Here is a 17,365-nt window from a genome sequence, read left to right on the forward strand (position 1 = left end):
CGACCCGCAGCGGCGCGCCGCCCGGACCGCGGGCCGAGCCGCAGGCCCCGAACCGGCTCGGCCCGCCGGGGCGCGATCCGCCCGGTGTCGACGGTCGCGGGCCCCGCCCACACACTCTGCCGGTCGAGTATGTGTCGCCACCCCATGTGCGCCCGGCCACACAGCTCGTAACTTCTTGCGCCATGACGGCAGAACCCGTGGCGGTCCCCCACGTCGTGAACGTCGACCTCTCCGGTCGCAGCGCCCTGGTGACCGGGGGCGGCAGTGGCATCGGACGGGCCTGCGCCCTGCGCCTGGCGGCGGCCGGCGCGGCGGTGCTGGTGGTGGATCGCAACGTCGAGGCGGCCAAGGCGGTGGCGGCCGAGGCCGGCGGCCGGGCCGAGGGACTCGACCTGGCCGACGCCGGGGCGGTGGACCGGCTCGACGCGGACGTGGACATCGTGGTGAACAACGCCGGGTTGCAGCACGTGGCCCCGGTGGCGGAGTTCCCGACGGACCGGTTCACGTACCTGCACCGGGTGATGGTGGAGGCGCCGTTCCTGATCATCCGCCGGGCGCTGCCGCACATGTACGCGCAGGGGTGGGGGCGGATCGTCAACATCTCCTCCGTGCACGGGCTGCGCGCCTCGCCGTACAAGGCAGCGTACGTGTCGGCCAAGCACGCGCTGGAGGGGCTGTCGAAGGTGGTCGCGCTGGAGGGCGCGGCGCACGGCGTCACCGCCAACTGCATCAACCCCGCGTACGTGCGGACCCCGCTGGTGGAGAGCCAGATCGCCGACCAGGCGGCCAGCCACGGCATCCCGGAGTCCGAGGTGATCGAGAAGATCATGCTGGCCCGGGCCGCGATCAAGCGCCTGATCGAGCCCGAGGAGGTGGCGGAGCTGATGGCGTACCTCTGCTCGCCGCCGGCGGGGTTCATCACCGGCGCGTCGATCGCGCTCGACGGGGGCTGGACGGCGAACTAGTGGCGAGCCGCACAATGTCGGTCATGTCGTCACCGGTGGAGTACCTGGAACTGCTCGCGCGGGAAGCGGCCGCGGTGGAGTTCGAGGGGCCGCTGGTCGCCGCTCGCGCCGCCGGCCTGCCCGCCGACCGGCTGGCCGAGCTGGAGCAGGCCAAGACGGTTGCGCTGCGGGTCCGCGCGCTGCTGGAGCGCCGACGCCGCCGGGAGACGGAGCTCTCCGGGCTGTACGACACGGTCAGCGACCTGGCCGGGCTGCGTGACCTGGACGACGTGCTGCGGGCCATCGTGCACCGGGCGCGCAACCTGCTCGGCGCCGACGTCGCCTACATGACGCTCGACGACGAGGAGCGCGGCGACACCTACATGCGGGTCACCGACGGTTCGGTCTCGGCCCGGTTCCAGCGGCTGCGGCTGCCGATGGGCGCCGGGCTCGGCGGCCTGGTGGCCCAGTCCGGCGCCCCGTACGTCACCGCGAACTATCCCGAGGACGACCGCTTCCACCACACCGGGGAGATCGACGCCGGGGTGGGCGAGGAGGGCCTCGTGGCCATCCTCGGGGTGCCGCTGCGGCTCGGCTCGACCTCGATCGGCGTGCTCTACGCCGCGAACCGCTCGGCCCGCCCGTTCGCCCGCGAGGAGGTGGCGCTGCTGGTCTCGCTGGCCGCGCACGCCGCGGTGGCGATCGACACCGCGCGGCTGCTCGCCGAGACCCGGTCGGCGCTGGAGGAGCTGTCGGCGGCCAACACCACCATCCGGGCGCACAGCAGCTCGGTAGAGCGGGCCGCCGCCGCGCACGACCGGATGACCGCGCTGGTGCTGCGCGGAGGCGGGGTGGAGGACGTCGCGGCGGCGGTGACCGAGGTGCTCGGCGGGGCGCTGCTGGCGCTGGACGCCGAGGGCCGGCTGCTGGCCCGGGTCGGCGAGATCGAGGAGCCGGACCGGGCGGACATGGTGGAGGCGATCGCCGCGTCGCGTACCGAGGGGCGCAGCGTGCGCCGCGGCACGCTCTGGTATGCCGCCGTGGTGGCCGGCGCGGAGAACCTGGGCGCGCTGGTGCTGCGCCCGGACGACGACCTGGTCGACGCCGACCAGCGGATCCTGGAGCGGGCCGCGCTGGTGACCGCGTTGTTGCTGCTGTTCCGGCGGACGGTCGCCGAGGCGGAGGGGCGGGTCCGCGGCGAGCTGCTGGACGACCTGATCGCCCGGCCGTTGCGGGACACCGACGCGCTGCGCAGCCGGGCCCGCCGGCTCGGGGTGGACCTGGACGCCCCGCACGTGCTGGTGGCGGTCGGCGACGACGCGATCGCGGCGACCGGGTCGGCGCGGCAGCGGGTGCTCTCCTGGGCCACCACGTATGCCTCCACCCGGGGCGGGCTGGCCGCGGCGCGCGACGGCCGGGTGGTGCTGATGCTGCCCGGCCAGGACGCCGGCGGCAGCGCCCGGGCGGTGGCCCGGGACCTGTCCCGGGTGACCGGCCGGCCGGTGACCGCCGGGGCGAGCGGGCCGTCCACCGGGCCAGCGTCGCTGGCCACCACCTTCCGGGAGGCGGACCGCTGCCTGACCGCGCTCGGCGCACTGGGCCGGGCCGGGCAGGGGGCGAGCACCGCCGAGCTGGGCTTCGTCGGGCTGCTGCTCGGCGCGGTGGGCGACCAGGGCGACCAGGACGTCACCCGGTTCCTCGAGGCCACCGTCGGCCCGGTGGTCGACTACGACGCCCGGCGGGGCACGGCGCTGGTCAAGACGCTGGAGGCGTACTTCGGGGTGGGCGGCAGCCTGGCCCGCGCCGCCGAGCTGCTGCACGTGCACGTCAACACGGTCACCCAGCGGCTGGAGCGGGTCGGGCAGCTGCTCGGCGCGGACTGGCAGAAGCCCGAGCGGGCCCTCGAGGTGCAGCTCGCGCTGCGCCTGCACCGCCTGCGTACGCCCGCCAGCTGACGGCCGGGCCCGCCGGCTACCGGTGGGGCCGGCCGCGGCGGACCGGGGTCAGCGGGCGCCGATGCCGTCCAGGACGCCGTCGACGATCTTTGCCGGCAGGGTCGCCTCGTCGAGGTCGGGGTGCCAGCGCAGCATCCGCTGCACCAGCATCGGGCCGGTCAGCATCGCCATGGTGACCTCGATGTCGATGTCGGCGCGCAGCTCGCCGGTGTCGATCCCCCGGCGCAGCACCTCGCGCATCAGCGCCCGCCGCGGCTCGATGATGCTCTGGTAGAGCTGGTAGTTGTCCGGGCTGCGGTTCACGTGCGGCGCCAGGCAGGGCATGATCTTCGCCGCCCGGGGGTCGATGTTGTGCCCGATCGCCCCGACCAGCAGCACCAGGTCCTCGCGGACCGAGCGGCCCGCCAGCGTCGGCGGGTTGCCCTTGAGCCGGCGCAGCGCGTCGGTCAGCAGCGCGTCCTTGCCCGGCCAGCGGCGGTAGATGGTGGCCTTGCCGACGCCGGCGCGGGTCGCGATCGCCTCGATCGAGATCGTCTCCACCGAGCTGTCCTCGGCGAGCAGGTCCAGGGTGGCCTCGATGATCGCCTCGTCCGCGCGGACGCTCCGCGGTCGCCCGGGCGACCGCGGAGCATCGGCGGTGGAAGTCATGTCGGACATTGTCGCCGAACCTAGGCGGTCCCGGCCAACTCGGGTTCCCCGGCGGGCGCCGTCACGGGTGCGGCCGACCCGGCCGGGCGGCCCGGCATCCAGCGGGCCACCACCAGCAGACCCGCGGCGGCCACCACCGTGGCGAGCACCGCGGCCCAGTGCATCGCGGTCACGAAGGCGTCGTTGGCCACCGCGATCAGCTGCGGCCCCGCCGGGCCGAGCTGACGCGCCGCGGCGTACGCCCCGGAGATCGACTCGCCGGCCGCCTGCTGCGCCCCGGCGGGCAGGTCCCGCAGGGCCGGCTCGACGTCGCCGCGGTAGACGGCGGAGAGCACCGAACCGAGCACCGCGACGCCGAGCGCGCCGGCCACCTGCCGGATCGTGTTGCTGACCGCCGAGCCGACCCCGGCCTTCTCCCGGGGCAGCGCCGACATGATCGACTCGGTGGCCGGCGGCATGATGTTGGCCATCCCGACGCCCTGGAGGAAGAAGAAGACCAGCACCACCCAGATCGGGGTGGTCGCGTCGATGAACGCGAACGCGCCGAGCGCCACCGCGGTGAGCGTCAGGCCGACCGCGGCGACCGCCTTGCCGCCGTACCGGTGCACCATCGCCGCGCTGCGCGGGGCGAAGAAGAGCTGGGCGCCGGCGAACGGCAGGAAGAGCAGGCCGGTCTCCAGCGGGCTGTAGCCGCGGACCAGTTGCAGGTAGAACGAGCTGAAGAACATCACGCCCATCGCGGCGAAGAAGACCAGCCCGACCAGGGCCACCGGGGCGGCGAAGCGCGGCACCCGGAACAGCCGGACGTCCAGCGACGGGTGGTCGCTGCGCCGCTCGTGCGCGACGAACCAGGCCAGCACCGCGACACCGCCGACGATCGAGGCCCAGACCACCGGCCGGTCGAAGCCGTGCTCACCGCCGTCGATGATGCCGTACGACAGGGCGACCAGGCCGACCACCGAGAGCAGCACGCCGAGCACGTCGACCCGGCCCGGCTTCGGGTCCCGCGACTCGGGCACCAGCAGCGCGACCAGGACCACGCCGAGCACCACCACCGGCACGTTGATCAGGAAGACCGAGCCCCACCAGTAGTGCTCCAGCAGCGCGCCGCCGAGCACCGGGCCGATCGCCACTGCCAGGCCGACCGCGCCGGCCCAGACACCGATCGCCCGGCCCCGCTCGCGCGGGTCGAAGACGTTGGAGATGATCGAGAGCGTCACCGGCATGATCGCCGCGCCGCCGACGCCCATCAGCGCGCGGGCCGCGATCAGCTGGGCCGGGCTCTGGGCGTACGCCGACAGCAGCGACGCCAGCCCGAACAGCGCGAGCCCGACGAGCAGGAAGCGCTTGCGGCCGGCCCGGTCGCCGAGCACGCCGAAGGTGAAGAGCAGGCCGGCGAAGACCAGCGTGTAGGAGTTGATCGCCCATTCCAGCTCGCCCTGGCTGGCGCCGAGGCCATGCACCGGGTCGGCGAGGGTGCGGAGCGCGACGTTGAGGATGGTGTTGTCCAGGACGACGACGAGGAGGCTGATCACCAGCACCCCGAGGATCGCCCACCTCCTCGGGTGTCCGGTGTTCTCGTGCGGTTGCATCGGTAACGGTTCTCCCCCCGGTCACCCGCGGCGCAAATACGATACGGGTCAGACTCGTAACTGGGGTCAGCGTAGGCGGTGCATTAACGATACGGAACCGATCCGTATCTAATGTGTCTGCCGTCACGCCCTCCGGTTCGCCGTCCCCGCGCTCACATCGGGTGCCCCGGATGGCACGCGTCGCCTCCCGAGGCCCGGCTGTGCCGGCCGGCTGAGTCCGACGCTGTGCGGTGCCGGCCATGTGCGCGCGAGCCTGATGCCGCACGGCAAACCCGACATACGGCACACGGGTGGATCACTTCCGCGACAACCGTCCGGCCTTGGGGTGCATGTCTGGTCCGAGGTGTGACCGGCCGCATCCGGGTGGTGGAATCGGGGCCGGTTCGGGGGCGTTACATCATGCGGACGATCGAGCAAGAGCCCGCCGCCTTCTAAGGGCGCAGGGCCGGGCCGCGGAATGATGGCGGCTGGCCGGTCGTTACATCCCCCGGACGATCGCAGCAACGAACCCCGTCGGCCGAGCCGGTGAGGGTCCTGGCCCCGGAATGATGGCGGGCCGCCGGTCGTTACACACGGTCCCGGCGCCGCAAGGGCATCCCCCGCCCGCGAGCGTCGGATCTTTCCCCCAAGTCTTTTGAGCGCCGGACGGTGCTTGCGCCTCCACGCCCACCCCCCTGGGCTGGTGGCGCCAACCCCCAAGGAGCTTTCATCATGAACACGATCATGCGGAAGAGCATTCTCGGTATCGCTGGTCTCGCCGTCGCCGGTGGCCTCGCCGCCGGTCCGCTGAACCACGACACCACCCCGGTCGAGTCGACCGGCCCGGCCGCGGTCGCCATGATCCAGGCCGACAAGCCCGACACCGCCAAGCTCATCCCGCACGGCGTGCAGGGCGAGCAGTCGCGGATCGAGCTGAACGACGAGCAGGTCGGCAATGTGAAGGCGATCATCGCGGCGACGAAGAAGTCCGACATGGACGAGCGCGCCGCCGTGGTGGCCATCGCCACCGCACTGCAGGAGTCGAAGCTGGAGAACCTGGGTCACCTGGGTGACCGGAACGACCACGACTCGCAGGGCCTGTTCCAGCAGCGCCCGTCCTCGGGTTGGGGCACGGTCGAGCAGATCACCGACCCGGAGTACTCGACCAAGGCGTTCCTGAAGGGTCTCAAGCAGGTCGACGGGTGGCAGGACATGCCGCTGACCAAGGCCGCCCAGACCGTGCAGGTCTCGGCCTACCCGTTCCACTACGCCCAGTGGGAGCAGCAGGCCGCCGACCTCGTCGCCAAGCACTGGAACAGCTGACAACCGCACAGGCAGTACCTGAACCGCTGGCCGGCACCCGACACGGGTGCCGGCCAGCGGCGTACCCGCACCCGAACGCCGGCCGACGCCCCCACCCAGGGGGCGCCGGCCGCCGGGCGACCCGCGTCAGCGGCGGCGGGACGCCCACCAACGCCCGGCCAGGGCGGCCACGCTGCCCCAGATGCCGCGCCGGAACAGCAGCACGACGAGGACGAAGATGCCGCCGGTGACGAGGCCGATCGTCTCGAAGCCGGAGAACGACAGCCAGTCCTCCAGGCGCACCACGACGGCCGCGCCGAGCACCCCGCCCCAGAGCGTGCCGATCCCGCCGAGCACCACCACGATGACCGCCTTGCCGGAGGTGGTCCAGTGCAGCGTTTCCAGCGAAACGAAGCGGTGCCCCACCGCGAACAGCCCGCCGCCGAGCCCGGCGATGAAGCCGGAGAGCACGAACGCGGTCAGCTTGTACCGGTGCACCGGGTAGCCCAGCGCGCGGGCCCGGGCCGGGTTGTCGCGGATGCCGACCAGCACCCGGCCGAACGGCGAGTTCACGATCCGCCAGGCGGCGAGGAGACCGAGCAGCACGATCGGCAGGATCGCGTAGTAGAAGTAGTAGTCGTCGGTCAGGTCGAGCCCGAACAGCTCGCGGGGCACGCCCTGGAGGCCGTTCTCGCCCTGGGTCACCGAGCGCCACTCGTTGGCGACGTAGTAGACCATCTGCGCGAAAGCCAGCGTGACCATGGCGAAGTAGATGCCGGTCCGCTTCACCGCCAGGTAGCCGATCGGCACCGCGAGCACCGCCGCCGCGAGGGCGCCGGCGAGCACCGCGGCCGGGAACGGCAGCCCGACGTGGATCGCCACCAGGCCGGTGACGTACGCCGAGGTGCCCCAGAACGCGGCGTGCCCGAAGGACATCAGCCCGGTGAAGCCGAGCAGCAGGTCCACCGCGACGGCGAACAGCGCCCAGCAGAGGATGTCCACGGCGACCGCCGGGTAGAGCCCGTTGGGCAGCCAGAACGCCACCAGCAGCCCGAGGGCGAGCAGCGCGTACCGGACCCAGCCGGGCGCGCGGGCCACGGTGAGCAGCCCGGACGGCGCGGCCGGACGGGCCGCGTCGGCCGGGGTGTCCACAGTGCTCGTCATGCCGGTGCCTCCTCACGGCCGAACAGCCCGGCCGGGCGCCAGAGCAGTACGACGGCCATCACGATGAAGACGATCGTCTGCGACACGATCGGGAACTCCGAGAGGTACGCCTCGCCCCACGCCTGAACCAGCCCGATGCCGAAACCGGCGGCGACCGAGCCGAAGATCGAGCCCAGTCCGCCGATCACCACCACGGCGAAGACCACGATGATCAGGTCGGCGCCCATCAGCGGGTTGACCGCCCGCATCGGCGCGGCGAGCACGCCGGCCAGCCCGGCCAGGCCGATGCCGAACCCGAAGACCGGGGTGACCCAGCGCCCGACGTTGATGCCGAACGCCTGGGTCAGCTCCGGCCGCTCGGTCGACGCCCGGACCACCATGCCGATCCGGGTACGGGTGAGCACCCACCAGACGCCCACGCAGACGGCCACCGCGAAGCCGAGGATGAACACCCGGTAGGTGGGGAAGTCGAAGAGCCCGAAGTCGACCGAGCCGCTCAGCGCGGACGGGGTGGCGTACGGGCTGGACTGCACGCCGTACCGGAGCTTCACCAGGTCCTGCAGGATCAGCGTCAACCCGAAGGTGAGCAGGAAGTTGTAGAGCGGGTCCAGCCGGGTGAGCCGGTGGATGAACGCCCGCTCCAGCGCCATGCCGAGCAGGCCGAGGCCCACCGGCATGATCACCAGCGCCGCCCAGAACGGCACGCCCGCCTCGCTGAGCAGCACGTACGCGCCGAAGGCGCCGAGCATGTAGAACGCCCCGTGGGCGAAGTTGACCACTCGCAGCATGCCGAAGATGACCGCGAGCCCGAGGGCGAGCAGGGCGTAGAACGCCCCGCTCACCAACCCGTTGAACGTGTTCTGCAGGAAGCCGGTCATCGGCTCGTCACATCTTGCACGCCGACGACGGCGTGGCGAACGCCTCGGCGGCGGGGATGGTCTTGAGCACCTTGACGTAGTCCCACGGCTCGGTGACCTCGGACTGCGGCTTCACCTGCGCCAGGTACGCGTCGTGGATGACCCGGTGGTCCTCGGCGCGGATCTTGCCGTTGCGCAGGAAGACGTCGTTGACCTCCTTGCCCTCCAGCCCCTTGACCACCGTGTCGGCGTCGTCGCTGCCGGCGGCCTGCACGGCCTCCAGGTACTGCGTCGCGGCGGAGTAGTTGGCCGCGTGCGCGAAGGACGGCCGGGTGCCGGTCTCCTTCTGGAACCGGTCGGCGAACTCGCGGTTCTGCTGGTCGAAGTTCCAGTACCAGGCGTCGGTGTAGGTGGTGCCGGCGAGCGCGGCCGGGGTGAGCGAGTGGATGTCGGTGATGAACATCAGGCCGACCGCCAGGCCGACGCCCTTGTCCCGCAGCTTGAACTCGTTGTACTGCTTGACCACGTTGACCAGCTCCGCGCCGGCCTGCATGGTGCCGAGCACGTCCGGCTTCGGGTTGAGCGTCGGCGCCTTGAGCAGGAAGGTGGAGAAGTCGCCGCTGGTGTTCGGGAACGGCGCCCCGTCCTTGCCGACGACCTTCCCGCCGGCCGCGGTGATGGCGGCGGTGAAGCTCTTCTCCATGTCCTGACCGAAGGCGTAGTTGGGGTACAGGATGTACCAGTTCTTGCCCACCTGCTCGGTGGTGGTCTTGCCGGTGCCGTTGGCCAGCATGTACGTGTCGTACGCGTAGTGGAAGGTGTACTTGTTGCAGCTCTTGCCGGTCAGGTCGGTGGTCGCGGCGCCGATGTTGAAGTAGAGCTTCTTCTTCTCCTTGGCCACGTCGGCCACCTTCAGCGCCGCCGACGAGGTGGGCACGTCGAGGATGAGGTCGACGCCCTTGCGGTCGTACATCTCCTGGGCCTTGCTGTTGGCCACGTCCGGCTTGTTCTGGTGGTCGGCGGTCTCGACGGTGATGTCCTTCGTGATCGCCTTGTCCCCGTGCTTGGCCTTGAAGTCGGCGATGGCCATCTCCACGGCCTTGACCGAGTTCTTGCCGGACAGCTCGGAGTACGCCCCGGACTGGTCGTTCAGCACGCCCAGTACGATCTTGCCCCCGGTCAGCTTCTCGTCCCCGCCCGACTGGGGACCACCGCCGCCGCAGCCGGCGACCAACACCATCGCGGCCGCCGAAGCGGCGGCCACACCCACCGTCCTACGCATGCCCAATTCCTTTCGTCCGCGCGCCGCGCGGGGTCGGTCGTCGAATCATCAGATGCCGAGGTACGACAGGAGCTCGCGCTCCCGCGATTGCACCTCGGAGTTGTCCATCGCCTCCGCGATGCGCCCCTCGGCCAGCAGGTAGTGCCGGTCGGCGACGCCGGTGGCGAAGTGCAGGTTCTGTTCCACCAGCAGCACGGTCACGCCATGCCGCTTGGCCTCCCGCAGGAGGTCGCCGACCTGCTGCACGAGCAGCGGCGAGAGCCCCTCGGTCGGTTCGTCGCAGAGCAGCAGCCGGGCGCCCATCCGCAGCACCCGGGCCAGTGCGAGCATCTGCTGCTCGCCGCCGGAGAGCATGGTGGCGGCCGAGTCCCGCCGCTCGTAGAGGGCGGGAAACGCCTCGTACACCCGCTCCAGCGACCACGGGTCCGGGCCGACGGTCGGCGGCAGGGTGAGGTTCTCGGTCACGGTCAGCGTGGCGTAGCTGCCCCGGTCGTCGGGGACCCAGCCGAGCCCGAGCCTCGCCCGCCGGTGCGCCGGGAGCTTGCCGACGTCCCGGCCGTCCAGCTCCACCGTGCCGCGCTGGCCGGAGTGCAGCCCCATCACGCAGCGCAGCAGGGTGGACTTGCCGGCGCCGTTGCGGCCGACCAGGGTGACCACCTCGCCGGCCCCGACCTCCAGGCTGACCTCCCGCAGCACCTGCGCCTCGCCGTACCAGGCGGACAGGTTCTCAATGCGCAGCATCAGCGGCTCCCAGGTAGGCGGTGATCACACGCTCGTCGGCGCGGACCTCTTCGTACGGACCCTCGACGAGGACCTTGCCGGCCTGCAGGACGGTCACCGTGTCGGCCAGCCGCCCGACCACGCTCATGTTGTGCTCGACCATCACCACGGTCCGACCCTGCCGGACCGTGCCGATCAGGTCGACGGTCCGGTCGACGTCCTCCAGTCCCATGCCCGCGGTCGGCTCGTCGAGCAGCAGCACCTTCGGGTCCAGTGCCAGCGCGATGGCCAGCTCCAGCGCCCGCTTGCGGCCGTACGCGAGCGCCTCGGCGGGCGCCTCGGCCAGCTCGGCCAGCCCGACCATGGCGAGCAGTTCGGTGGCCCGGTCGGTGTACCGCCGCATCAGCCTCGACGACCGCCAGAACCGCCAGCCGAGCCCGCTCGGGCTCTGCAGCGCCAGCTCGACGTGCTCCCGGGCGCTCAGCTGCGGGAAGAGGCTGGTGATCTGGAAGGAGCGGGCCACGCCGAGCCGGGCGACCTGCTCCGGGGGCAGCCCGGTCACGTCCCGCCCGGCCAGCTCGATCCGCCCGCCACTGGGCTTCAGGAAGCCGGTGAGCAGGTTGAACAGGGTCGTCTTGCCGGCCCCGTTCGGGCCGACCAGCGCGTGCACGCTGTCCGGCGCCACGTCGAGGTCGACGCCGTCGACCGCCCGGAAGCCCCGGAAGTCGCGGGTCAGCCCGCGAGCTGACAGGAGCGCTTGCCCGGCCATCGCCACATCCTCCGCAGGTTCGGCGCGACGGTCCGGTCGGTGACCACGGTCACATGGCCGTCGCGTGCAGGAAACCTACGGCGGGGTGTGTGACTCGAGCCATGTCGATTACCCACATATTCCCCGGCACCGAACCGGGTTCGTCCACCACCCCCGGCCGGTTCGACCGGGGGTCGGGGTCATCGAGGCCGATCAGTAGGCCGGGTGGTGACGCTCCGGCATGTGGCGCTCCCACGGCGACCGCCGCGGGAGCGTTCCCGGTCACCCGGTCAGGGCGTCCAGCGCCAGGTCGACGTCGTCGGCGGTGGAGTAGAGGTGGAACGAGGCGCGCACCCGGCCGGCCCGCACCGCGGCCCGCACACCGGCCCGCTCCAGCCGCTCCCGCGCCCCGGGCACCTCGACGGTGACGATGGCGCTCTCGCCGGGTGGGCGGCCGAGCCCGGCGAGGAACCGGTTGGCCAGCGCCACGTTGTGCGCGTGCACGGCGGGCACGCCGATCTCGGCGAGCAGGTCGAGGGCGGGCGCGGTGCCGACCCAGCTGAACCAGGCCGGGGAGATGTCGAACCGCCGGGCGTCGGCCGCCAGCCGCAGCGGCGGGCCGTAGTAGGAGGCGTGCGGGTCCTCGCCCGCGTACCAGCCGGCGGCGTCCGGGCGCAGCCGGTCGCGCAGCTCGGGGGCCAGGTAGCCGAAGGCGGTGCCGCGCGGCGCCATCAGCCACTTGTACGCGCCGACCACGACCACGTCGGCGCGGGCCGCGTCGAACGGCAGCCAGCCGCACGCCTGGGTGGCGTCCACCGCCACCAGCGCGCCGTGCGCCCGGGCCGCGGCCACGATCTCGTCGTACTGAGCCACCGCGCCGTCGGCGGACTGCACCAGGCTGAACGCGACCAGGTCGGTGTCGGCGTCGATGGCGTCCACCAGCCCGGCCAGCGGCACCGTACGCACCTCGACCCCCCGCTCGGCCTGCACCAGCCAGGGGAAGAGGTTGGAGGTGAACTCAACCTCGGGCACCACCACGGTCGCGCCGGCCGGCAGCGCCGCGGCGACCGGGGCCAGCAGCTGGGACACCACGCTGCCGGTCGCGACGTCGGCGACCGGCACCCCGACCAGGCCGGCGAAGGCGACCCGGGACCGTTCGGTCGCCTCGCCCCAGCCCTCCCACGAGGTACGCCCCATGCGCCAGTCCGCGAGGGCCTCCTGCACCGCCGTCCAGGCCGGCTCGGGCGGCAGCCCGTAGCTGGCGGTGTTCAGCCAACCCGGCTGCGGTTGCCACAACTTCTGCGCCTGTTCGATCTCCACCCCGCCGACGCTAGCCAGCCCCGTTCGCCGCCGGGACGGCCAATCCGCCGCTCGCGGCCCACGTCGACCGCCGCGGCGACCCGGGGCGGCGGCTGACCGGCGGCCCGGCCAGGTGCCGCCGGCGTGGGTCGGGCCAGGTGGCCGTCGGTCAGGCAGCGGCGCGGAGTTCCCGCAGGCTTCGGCGGACCTCGTCGACGGCCCGGTCCAGCGGCCAGCGGGCGAGGTCGGCCAGCCGGTGCTCGGCGCGCAGCCGGCGTACCACCGCCAGCCCGACCAGGTAACCGCACCGCTTCGGCAGGTCGCCGGCGAGCGGCGAGTCGCGCATCAGGAAGTACGGCGCGTGGTGATCGGGGTCGGTGGCGTCGAGGTCGGCGCCGATCCGGTCGAGGATCTCCGGCCACCGGCGGCGGCAGGTGTCCAGCCACGCCCGGTAGCCGGGCCGGCCGAACCAGAGGTACTCCTCGTCGCCGCGCCCCGGCGCGACCTCCGCCGAGACCTGGGTGGCCAGCCCCTCGGTGAACAGGGCGTTCGCCACTCCCTGCGGGGGCCAGTCGCGGATCGCGGCGAGCCGGTCGTGCAGCACGTGCGCCGCCTCGTGCAGCACCAGCAGCCGGTCGTCGCCCGCCGCGCCGAGCTGCTCGACGGCGAGGAAGAGGGCGAACCGCCCGTCGAGCCGGTCCGCCCAGCCGTTGGCCCGGTGCAACCCGACCAGCAGCACGCAGTCGAGCGGGTCGCCGTCGGCCGCCCAGCCCATCGCCTCGGCGACGGCCCGGATGCCGGGCGGCAGCAGTTCGCGTACCGCCGCGGCGCGGGCCGCGAGGTCGGCGCTCTCGGCGCGGAGCCGGGCCAGGACGGCGTCGAGGTCGTCCGAGCGGGACCACTCCCCCGACCGGTCCAGTTCGGCGAAGACCCCCGGGTGCCGGTCCAGGTAGCGGGACCGCCAGAGCACCGGCCACTGCTCGACCGGTACGCCGTCGCACTCGCGCAGGCAGGCCAGGAAGTCGGGCACCAGGTCACGGACGCGAACCAGATCGGTGGAGAGCACCCTCCGATGCTGCCCGATCCAGCGACGGCCCGCCGGCCCGGGCGCGCGGGCCGGGTCAGCTGACGTTGGCGGGGCCGAGGACGCTCTTCAGGTCGGCCATCAGGGCGGTGGTGGCCGCGACCCGGAACGGGCCGAGCCGCAGGGTGGTGGTCTTGCTGCCGTTGAGCAGCTTGATGTGCACCTCGGCGTCGCCCGGGTGCAGCACCAGGGTCTCCTTGAGCCGCTCGACCAGTGGCGGGGTGCACCGGGTCACCGGGATGGTGAGGGTGACCGGCTTGTTGGCCGCGCTGCTGCTGACGTCCGGCATGGACATGTCCATCGCCATGATCCGCGGAGTGTCGTCGCGGCGGTCCACCCGCCCCTTCACCACCACGATGGCGTCCTCGGCGATGTACTGCCCGATCACCTCGTAGGTGTTCGGGAAGAAGAGCGTCTCCACCCCGCCGGCGAGGTCCTCCAGGGTGGCCGAGGCCCAGGCCCGGCCCTGCTTGGTGACCCGGCGCTGCACGCCGGAGAGGATGCCGGCGAGGGTGACCACCGCGCCGTCCGGGACGGTGCCCTCCTCGGAGAGCGCGGCGATGGTGCAGTCGGCGGCCGCGCCGAGCACGTGCTCCAGGCCGAACAGCGGGTGGTCGGAGACGTAGAGGCCGAGCATCTCCCGCTCGAAGGCCAGCTTGTCCCGCTTGTCCCACTCCCCGTCGCCGATCACCGGCATCGCCACGTTGCTGCTGGTGTCGGTGTCGCCGAAGCCGGCGCCGAAGAGGTCGTACTGGCCGGCGGCCTCGTTGCGCTTCACCCCGGCGTACGCGTCGATCGCCTCCGCGTGCACCGCGAGCAGCGCCTTGCGGGCGTGCCCGAGCGAGTCGAACGCCCCGGCCTTGATCAGCGATTCGATGGTCTTCTTGTTGCAGACCACCGCGTCCACCTTGGACAGGAAGTCGTAGAAGTCGGTGTAGTCGCCCTTCTCCTTCCGGCAGCGCATGATCGCAGACACCACGTTGGCGCCGACGTTGCGGATGGCCGCCAGGCCGAAACGGATGTCCTTGCCGACCGGGGTGAACGGCCCGGCCGAGGTGTTGACGTCGGGCGGCAGCACCTGGATGCCCATCCGCCGGCACTCCGACAGGTAGAGCGCCATCTTGTCCTTGTCGTCGCCGACGGACGTGAGCAGCGCCGCCATGTACTCGGCCGGGTAGTTGGCCTTGAGGTAGCCGGTCCAGTACGACACCAGCCCGTAGCCGGCGGTGTGCGCCTTGTTGAAGGCGTAGTCGGCGAACGGGACCAGGATGTCCCAGAGGGTCTGGATGGCCTCGTCGGAGTAGCCGTTGGTCCGCATGCCGTCGCGGAACGGGATGAACTCCTTGTCGAGGACCTCCTTCTTCTTCTTGCCCATCGCCCGGCGCAGCAGGTCGGCCTTGCCCAGGCTGTAGCCGGCGAGCACCTGCGCGGCGCGCTGCACCTGCTCCTGGTAGACGATCAGGCCGTAGGTGGGGCCGAGGATCTCCTCCAGCGGCTCGGCCAGCTCCGGGTGGATCGGGGTGATCTCCTGGAGGCCGTTCTTGCGCAGCGCGTAGTTGGTGTGCGAGTTGGCGCCCATCGGGCCGGGCCGGTAGAGCGCCAGCACCGCGGAGATGTCCTCGAAGTTGTCCGGCTTCATCAGCCGCAGCAGCGAGCGCATCGGCCCGCCGTCGAGCTGGAAGACGCCGAGGGTGTCGCCGCGGGCCAGCAGCTCGTACGTCGGCTTGTCGTCCAGCGGCAGCTTGAGCAGGTCGACGGTGGTGCCGTGGTTGAGGGCGATGTTCTTCAGCGCGTCGTCGATGATGGTGAGGTTGCGCAGGCCGAGGAAGTCCATCTTCAACAGCCCGAGCGACTCGCAGGTCGGGTAGTCGAACTGGGTGATGATCGCCCCGTCGGCGTCCCGGCGCATCAGCGGGATGTGCTCGATGATCGGCTCGGCGGACATGATGACGCCGGCGGCGTGCACGCCGGTCTGCCGGATCAGCCCCTCGATGCCGCGGGCGGTGTCGATCACCTTGCGCACGTCCGGGTCGGACTCGTAGAGGCCGCGGATCTCGCCGGCCTCGGCGTAGCGTGGGTGCTTCGGGTCGAAGATGCCGGACAGCGGGATGTCCTTGCCCATCACCGCCGGCGGCATCGCCTTGGTGATCCGGTCGCCCACCGCGTACGGGTAGCCGAGCACCCGGGCCGAGTCCTTGATCGCGGCCTTCGCCTTGATGGTGCCGAAGGTGGCGATCTGGGCGACCTTGTCCTCGCCCCACTTCTCGGTGACGTACTTGATGACCTCACCGCGCCGGCGCTCGTCGAAGTCGATGTCGACATCCGGCATCGAGACGCGCTCGGGGTTGAGGAACCGCTCGAAGATCAGCCCGTGCGGGATCGGGTCGAGGTCGGTGATGCCGAGCGCGTACGCCACGAGCGAGCCGGCGGCGGAGCCACGGCCCGGGCCCACCGCGATGCCCTGGCTCTTGGCCCACTGGATGAAGTCGGCGACCACGAGGAAGTACGACGGGAAGCCCATCTGGATGATGACGCCCAGCTCGTACTCGGCCTGCTTGACGTGCCCTTCCGGGATGCCCTCGGGGTAGCGGCGGGCCAGCCCGGCGAAGGTCTCCTTGCGGAACCAGGACTCCTCGGTCTCGCCCTCCGGCACCGGGAAGCGCGGCATCAGGTTGTGGAACTCGAACATCCCGGTCGGGTCGACCTTCTCGGCCACCAGCAGCGTGTTGCGGCAGCCCTCCAGCCACACGTCGGAGCCGTCCACGCCGCGCATCTCGTCGGCGGACTTGATGTAGTAGCCGCTGCCGCCGAACTTGAACCGGTTCGGGTCGGCGATGTTGCTGCCGGTCTGCACGCAGAGCAACACGTCGTGCGACTCGGCCTGGGCCTCGTGCGTGTAGTGCGAGTCGTTGGTGACCACCGGCGGGATGCCGAGCTTGCGGCCGATCTCCAGCAGGCCGTCGCGGACCCGCTTCTCGATGTCCAGGCCGTGGTCCATCAGCTCCAGGAAGTAGTTCTCCCGGCCGAAGATCTCCTGGTACTTGGCCGCCGCCTCCAGGGCCTGCGCCTCCTGGCCCAGCCGCAGCCGGGTCTGCACCTCGCCGGAGGGGCAGCCGGTGGTGGCCATCAGGCCGTCGGCGTACTCGGCGATCAGCTCGGCGTCCATCCGCGGCCACTTGACGAAGAAACCCTCGGTGTACGCGCGGGAGGTCAGCGCGAACAGGTTGTGCAGGCCGGTCTTGTTCCGCGCCCAGATCGTCTTGTGGGTGTAGCCGCCGCTGCCGGAGACGTCGTCGCTCTTCTGCTCCGGCCGGCCCCACTTGACCCGCTGCTTGTGGAAGCGCGACTCCGGCGCCACGTACGCCTCGATGCCCAGGATCGGGGTGACCCCGGCCGCCATCGCCTGCTTGTAGAAGTCGTGCGCGCCGTGCATGTTGCCGTGGTCGGTCATCGCCACCGCCGGCATCCCCTGCCGGCTGACCTCGGCGAACAGATCCTTGAGCCGGGCGGCGCCGTCGAGCATCGAGTACTCCGTGTGCACGTGCAGATGCGCGAACGAATCGCCCATGCGGAGCGCCCCCCGGGGTCGGATCATGGGATGGTCGAGGTCGGTCCGCTTACCCTATCCCCGCCGCGCCGGGCGGCTCCAGCAGCCGCGCGGGCGACCCGCGGGGCCGTGGTGTGGATCTCTTCGGCGGCCCCCGGCGACCGGCCGCGCGGTCGGCTGCCGGACTCGCTCTCGCCGCCGGCGGGCCGCCGGCCCTAGCCTGGAACGACGGCGGACCGGCGAG

The 17,365-nt window shown here is 72.0% G+C and carries 13 protein-coding genes; 3 read left to right on the top strand and 10 right to left on the bottom strand.

Annotation, left to right across the window (positions count from 1 at the left end; translation table 11 throughout):
* The first annotated feature begins 182 nt into the window (after window positions 1–182).
* Complete coding sequence (locus ACVCAH_RS28960) at window positions 183–965, top strand: 3-hydroxybutyrate dehydrogenase (protein ID WP_447139395.1); 783 nt, start codon at window positions 183–185, stop codon at window positions 963–965.
* A 14-nt stretch (window positions 966–979) separates the two neighbouring features.
* Entirely contained in the window at window positions 980–2,899 is a 1,920-nt protein-coding gene (locus ACVCAH_RS28965) for a helix-turn-helix domain-containing protein (protein ID WP_447139396.1), read from the top strand.
* Window positions 2,900–2,947: 48 nt separating this feature from the next.
* Here the strand turns inward: ACVCAH_RS28965 and ACVCAH_RS28970 are convergent, their stop codons facing one another.
* Window positions 2,948–3,556 carry a TetR/AcrR family transcriptional regulator gene (locus ACVCAH_RS28970; protein WP_447139397.1) on the bottom strand — a complete coding sequence of 203 codons (609 nt, stop codon included), beginning with the start codon at window positions 3,554–3,556 and terminating at the stop codon, window positions 2,948–2,950.
* An 11-nt stretch (window positions 3,557–3,567) separates the two neighbouring features.
* Window positions 3,568–5,139, bottom strand: a complete 1,572-nt coding sequence (locus ACVCAH_RS28975; protein ID WP_447139398.1) for an MFS transporter — start codon at window positions 5,137–5,139, stop codon at window positions 3,568–3,570.
* A gap of 711 nt (window positions 5,140–5,850) precedes the next feature.
* Between ACVCAH_RS28975 and ACVCAH_RS28980 the strand changes: the two genes are divergently transcribed.
* Window positions 5,851–6,441: a hypothetical protein gene (locus ACVCAH_RS28980; protein WP_447139399.1), complete on the top strand. Its 591-nt coding sequence runs from the start codon at window positions 5,851–5,853 to the stop codon at window positions 6,439–6,441.
* Window positions 6,442–6,567: 126 nt separating this feature from the next.
* Here the strand turns inward: ACVCAH_RS28980 and ACVCAH_RS28985 are convergent, their stop codons facing one another.
* The 8 genes from ACVCAH_RS28985 to dnaE all read right to left on the bottom strand — a co-directional run bounded on the left by ACVCAH_RS28985 (window position 6,568) and on the right by dnaE (window position 17,142).
* On the bottom strand, window positions 6,568–7,584 hold the full coding sequence (locus ACVCAH_RS28985; protein ID WP_447139400.1) for a branched-chain amino acid ABC transporter permease: 1,017 nt from the start codon (window positions 7,582–7,584) through the stop codon (window positions 6,568–6,570).
* Entirely contained in the window at window positions 7,581–8,462 is an 882-nt protein-coding gene (locus ACVCAH_RS28990) for a branched-chain amino acid ABC transporter permease (RefSeq protein WP_447139401.1), read from the bottom strand. Before ACVCAH_RS28990 ends, ACVCAH_RS28985 begins: the two co-directional genes overlap by 4 nt.
* A 7-nt stretch (window positions 8,463–8,469) precedes the next feature.
* On the bottom strand, window positions 8,470–9,723 hold the full coding sequence (locus tag ACVCAH_RS28995) for an ABC transporter substrate-binding protein (RefSeq protein ID WP_447139402.1): 1,254 nt from the start codon (window positions 9,721–9,723) through the stop codon (window positions 8,470–8,472).
* 48 nt (window positions 9,724–9,771) lie between these two features.
* The gene (locus ACVCAH_RS29000) at window positions 9,772–10,464 is read right to left on the bottom strand and encodes an ABC transporter ATP-binding protein (protein WP_447139403.1); all 693 of its coding nucleotides are present in this window, start codon (window positions 10,462–10,464) and stop codon (window positions 9,772–9,774) included.
* Entirely contained in the window at window positions 10,451–11,212 is a 762-nt protein-coding gene (locus ACVCAH_RS29005; protein ID WP_447139404.1) for an ABC transporter ATP-binding protein, read from the bottom strand. Before ACVCAH_RS29005 ends, ACVCAH_RS29000 begins: the two co-directional genes overlap by 14 nt.
* Before the next feature lie 261 nt (window positions 11,213–11,473).
* Window positions 11,474–12,511: an aminotransferase class V-fold PLP-dependent enzyme gene (locus ACVCAH_RS29010; RefSeq protein WP_447139405.1), complete on the bottom strand. Its 1,038-nt coding sequence runs from the start codon at window positions 12,509–12,511 to the stop codon at window positions 11,474–11,476.
* Between the two features lie 148 nt (window positions 12,512–12,659).
* Window positions 12,660–13,556, bottom strand: coding sequence for a hypothetical protein (locus tag ACVCAH_RS29015; protein ID WP_447139406.1), 897 nt, complete (start codon window positions 13,554–13,556; stop codon window positions 12,660–12,662).
* 55 nt (window positions 13,557–13,611) lie between these two features.
* Window positions 13,612–17,142 carry a DNA polymerase III subunit alpha gene (gene dnaE / locus ACVCAH_RS29020; protein ID WP_447139407.1) on the bottom strand — a complete coding sequence of 1,177 codons (3,531 nt, stop codon included), beginning with the start codon at window positions 17,140–17,142 and terminating at the stop codon, window positions 13,612–13,614.
* Window positions 17,143–17,365: the final 223 nt, after the last annotated feature.

The sequence above is a fragment of the Micromonospora sp. LZ34 genome (genome assembly GCF_052981855.1).

Excerpts from the sequence above, each read along its gene's own strand:
- ACVCAH_RS28960 (WP_447139395.1), top strand. The coding sequence starts at position 183 with ATGACGGCAGAACCCGTGGCGGTCCCCCACGTCGTGAACGTCGACCTC.
- ACVCAH_RS28965 (WP_447139396.1), top strand. The coding sequence starts at position 980 with ATGTCGGTCATGTCGTCACCGGTGGAGTACCTGGAACTGCTCGCGCGG.
- ACVCAH_RS28970 (WP_447139397.1), bottom strand. The coding sequence starts at position 3,556 with ATGTCCGACATGACTTCCACCGCCGATGCTCCGCGGTCGCCCGGGCGA.
- ACVCAH_RS28975 (WP_447139398.1), bottom strand. The coding sequence starts at position 5,139 with ATGCAACCGCACGAGAACACCGGACACCCGAGGAGGTGGGCGATCCTC.
- ACVCAH_RS28980 (WP_447139399.1), top strand. The coding sequence starts at position 5,851 with ATGAACACGATCATGCGGAAGAGCATTCTCGGTATCGCTGGTCTCGCC.
- ACVCAH_RS28985 (WP_447139400.1), bottom strand. The coding sequence starts at position 7,584 with ATGACGAGCACTGTGGACACCCCGGCCGACGCGGCCCGTCCGGCCGCG.
- ACVCAH_RS28990 (WP_447139401.1), bottom strand. The coding sequence starts at position 8,462 with ATGACCGGCTTCCTGCAGAACACGTTCAACGGGTTGGTGAGCGGGGCG.
- ACVCAH_RS28995 (WP_447139402.1), bottom strand. The coding sequence starts at position 9,723 with ATGCGTAGGACGGTGGGTGTGGCCGCCGCTTCGGCGGCCGCGATGGTG.
- ACVCAH_RS29000 (WP_447139403.1), bottom strand. The coding sequence starts at position 10,464 with ATGCTGCGCATTGAGAACCTGTCCGCCTGGTACGGCGAGGCGCAGGTG.
- ACVCAH_RS29005 (WP_447139404.1), bottom strand. The coding sequence starts at position 11,212 with ATGGCCGGGCAAGCGCTCCTGTCAGCTCGCGGGCTGACCCGCGACTTC.
- dnaE (WP_447139407.1), bottom strand. The coding sequence starts at position 17,142 with ATGGGCGATTCGTTCGCGCATCTGCACGTGCACACGGAGTACTCGATG.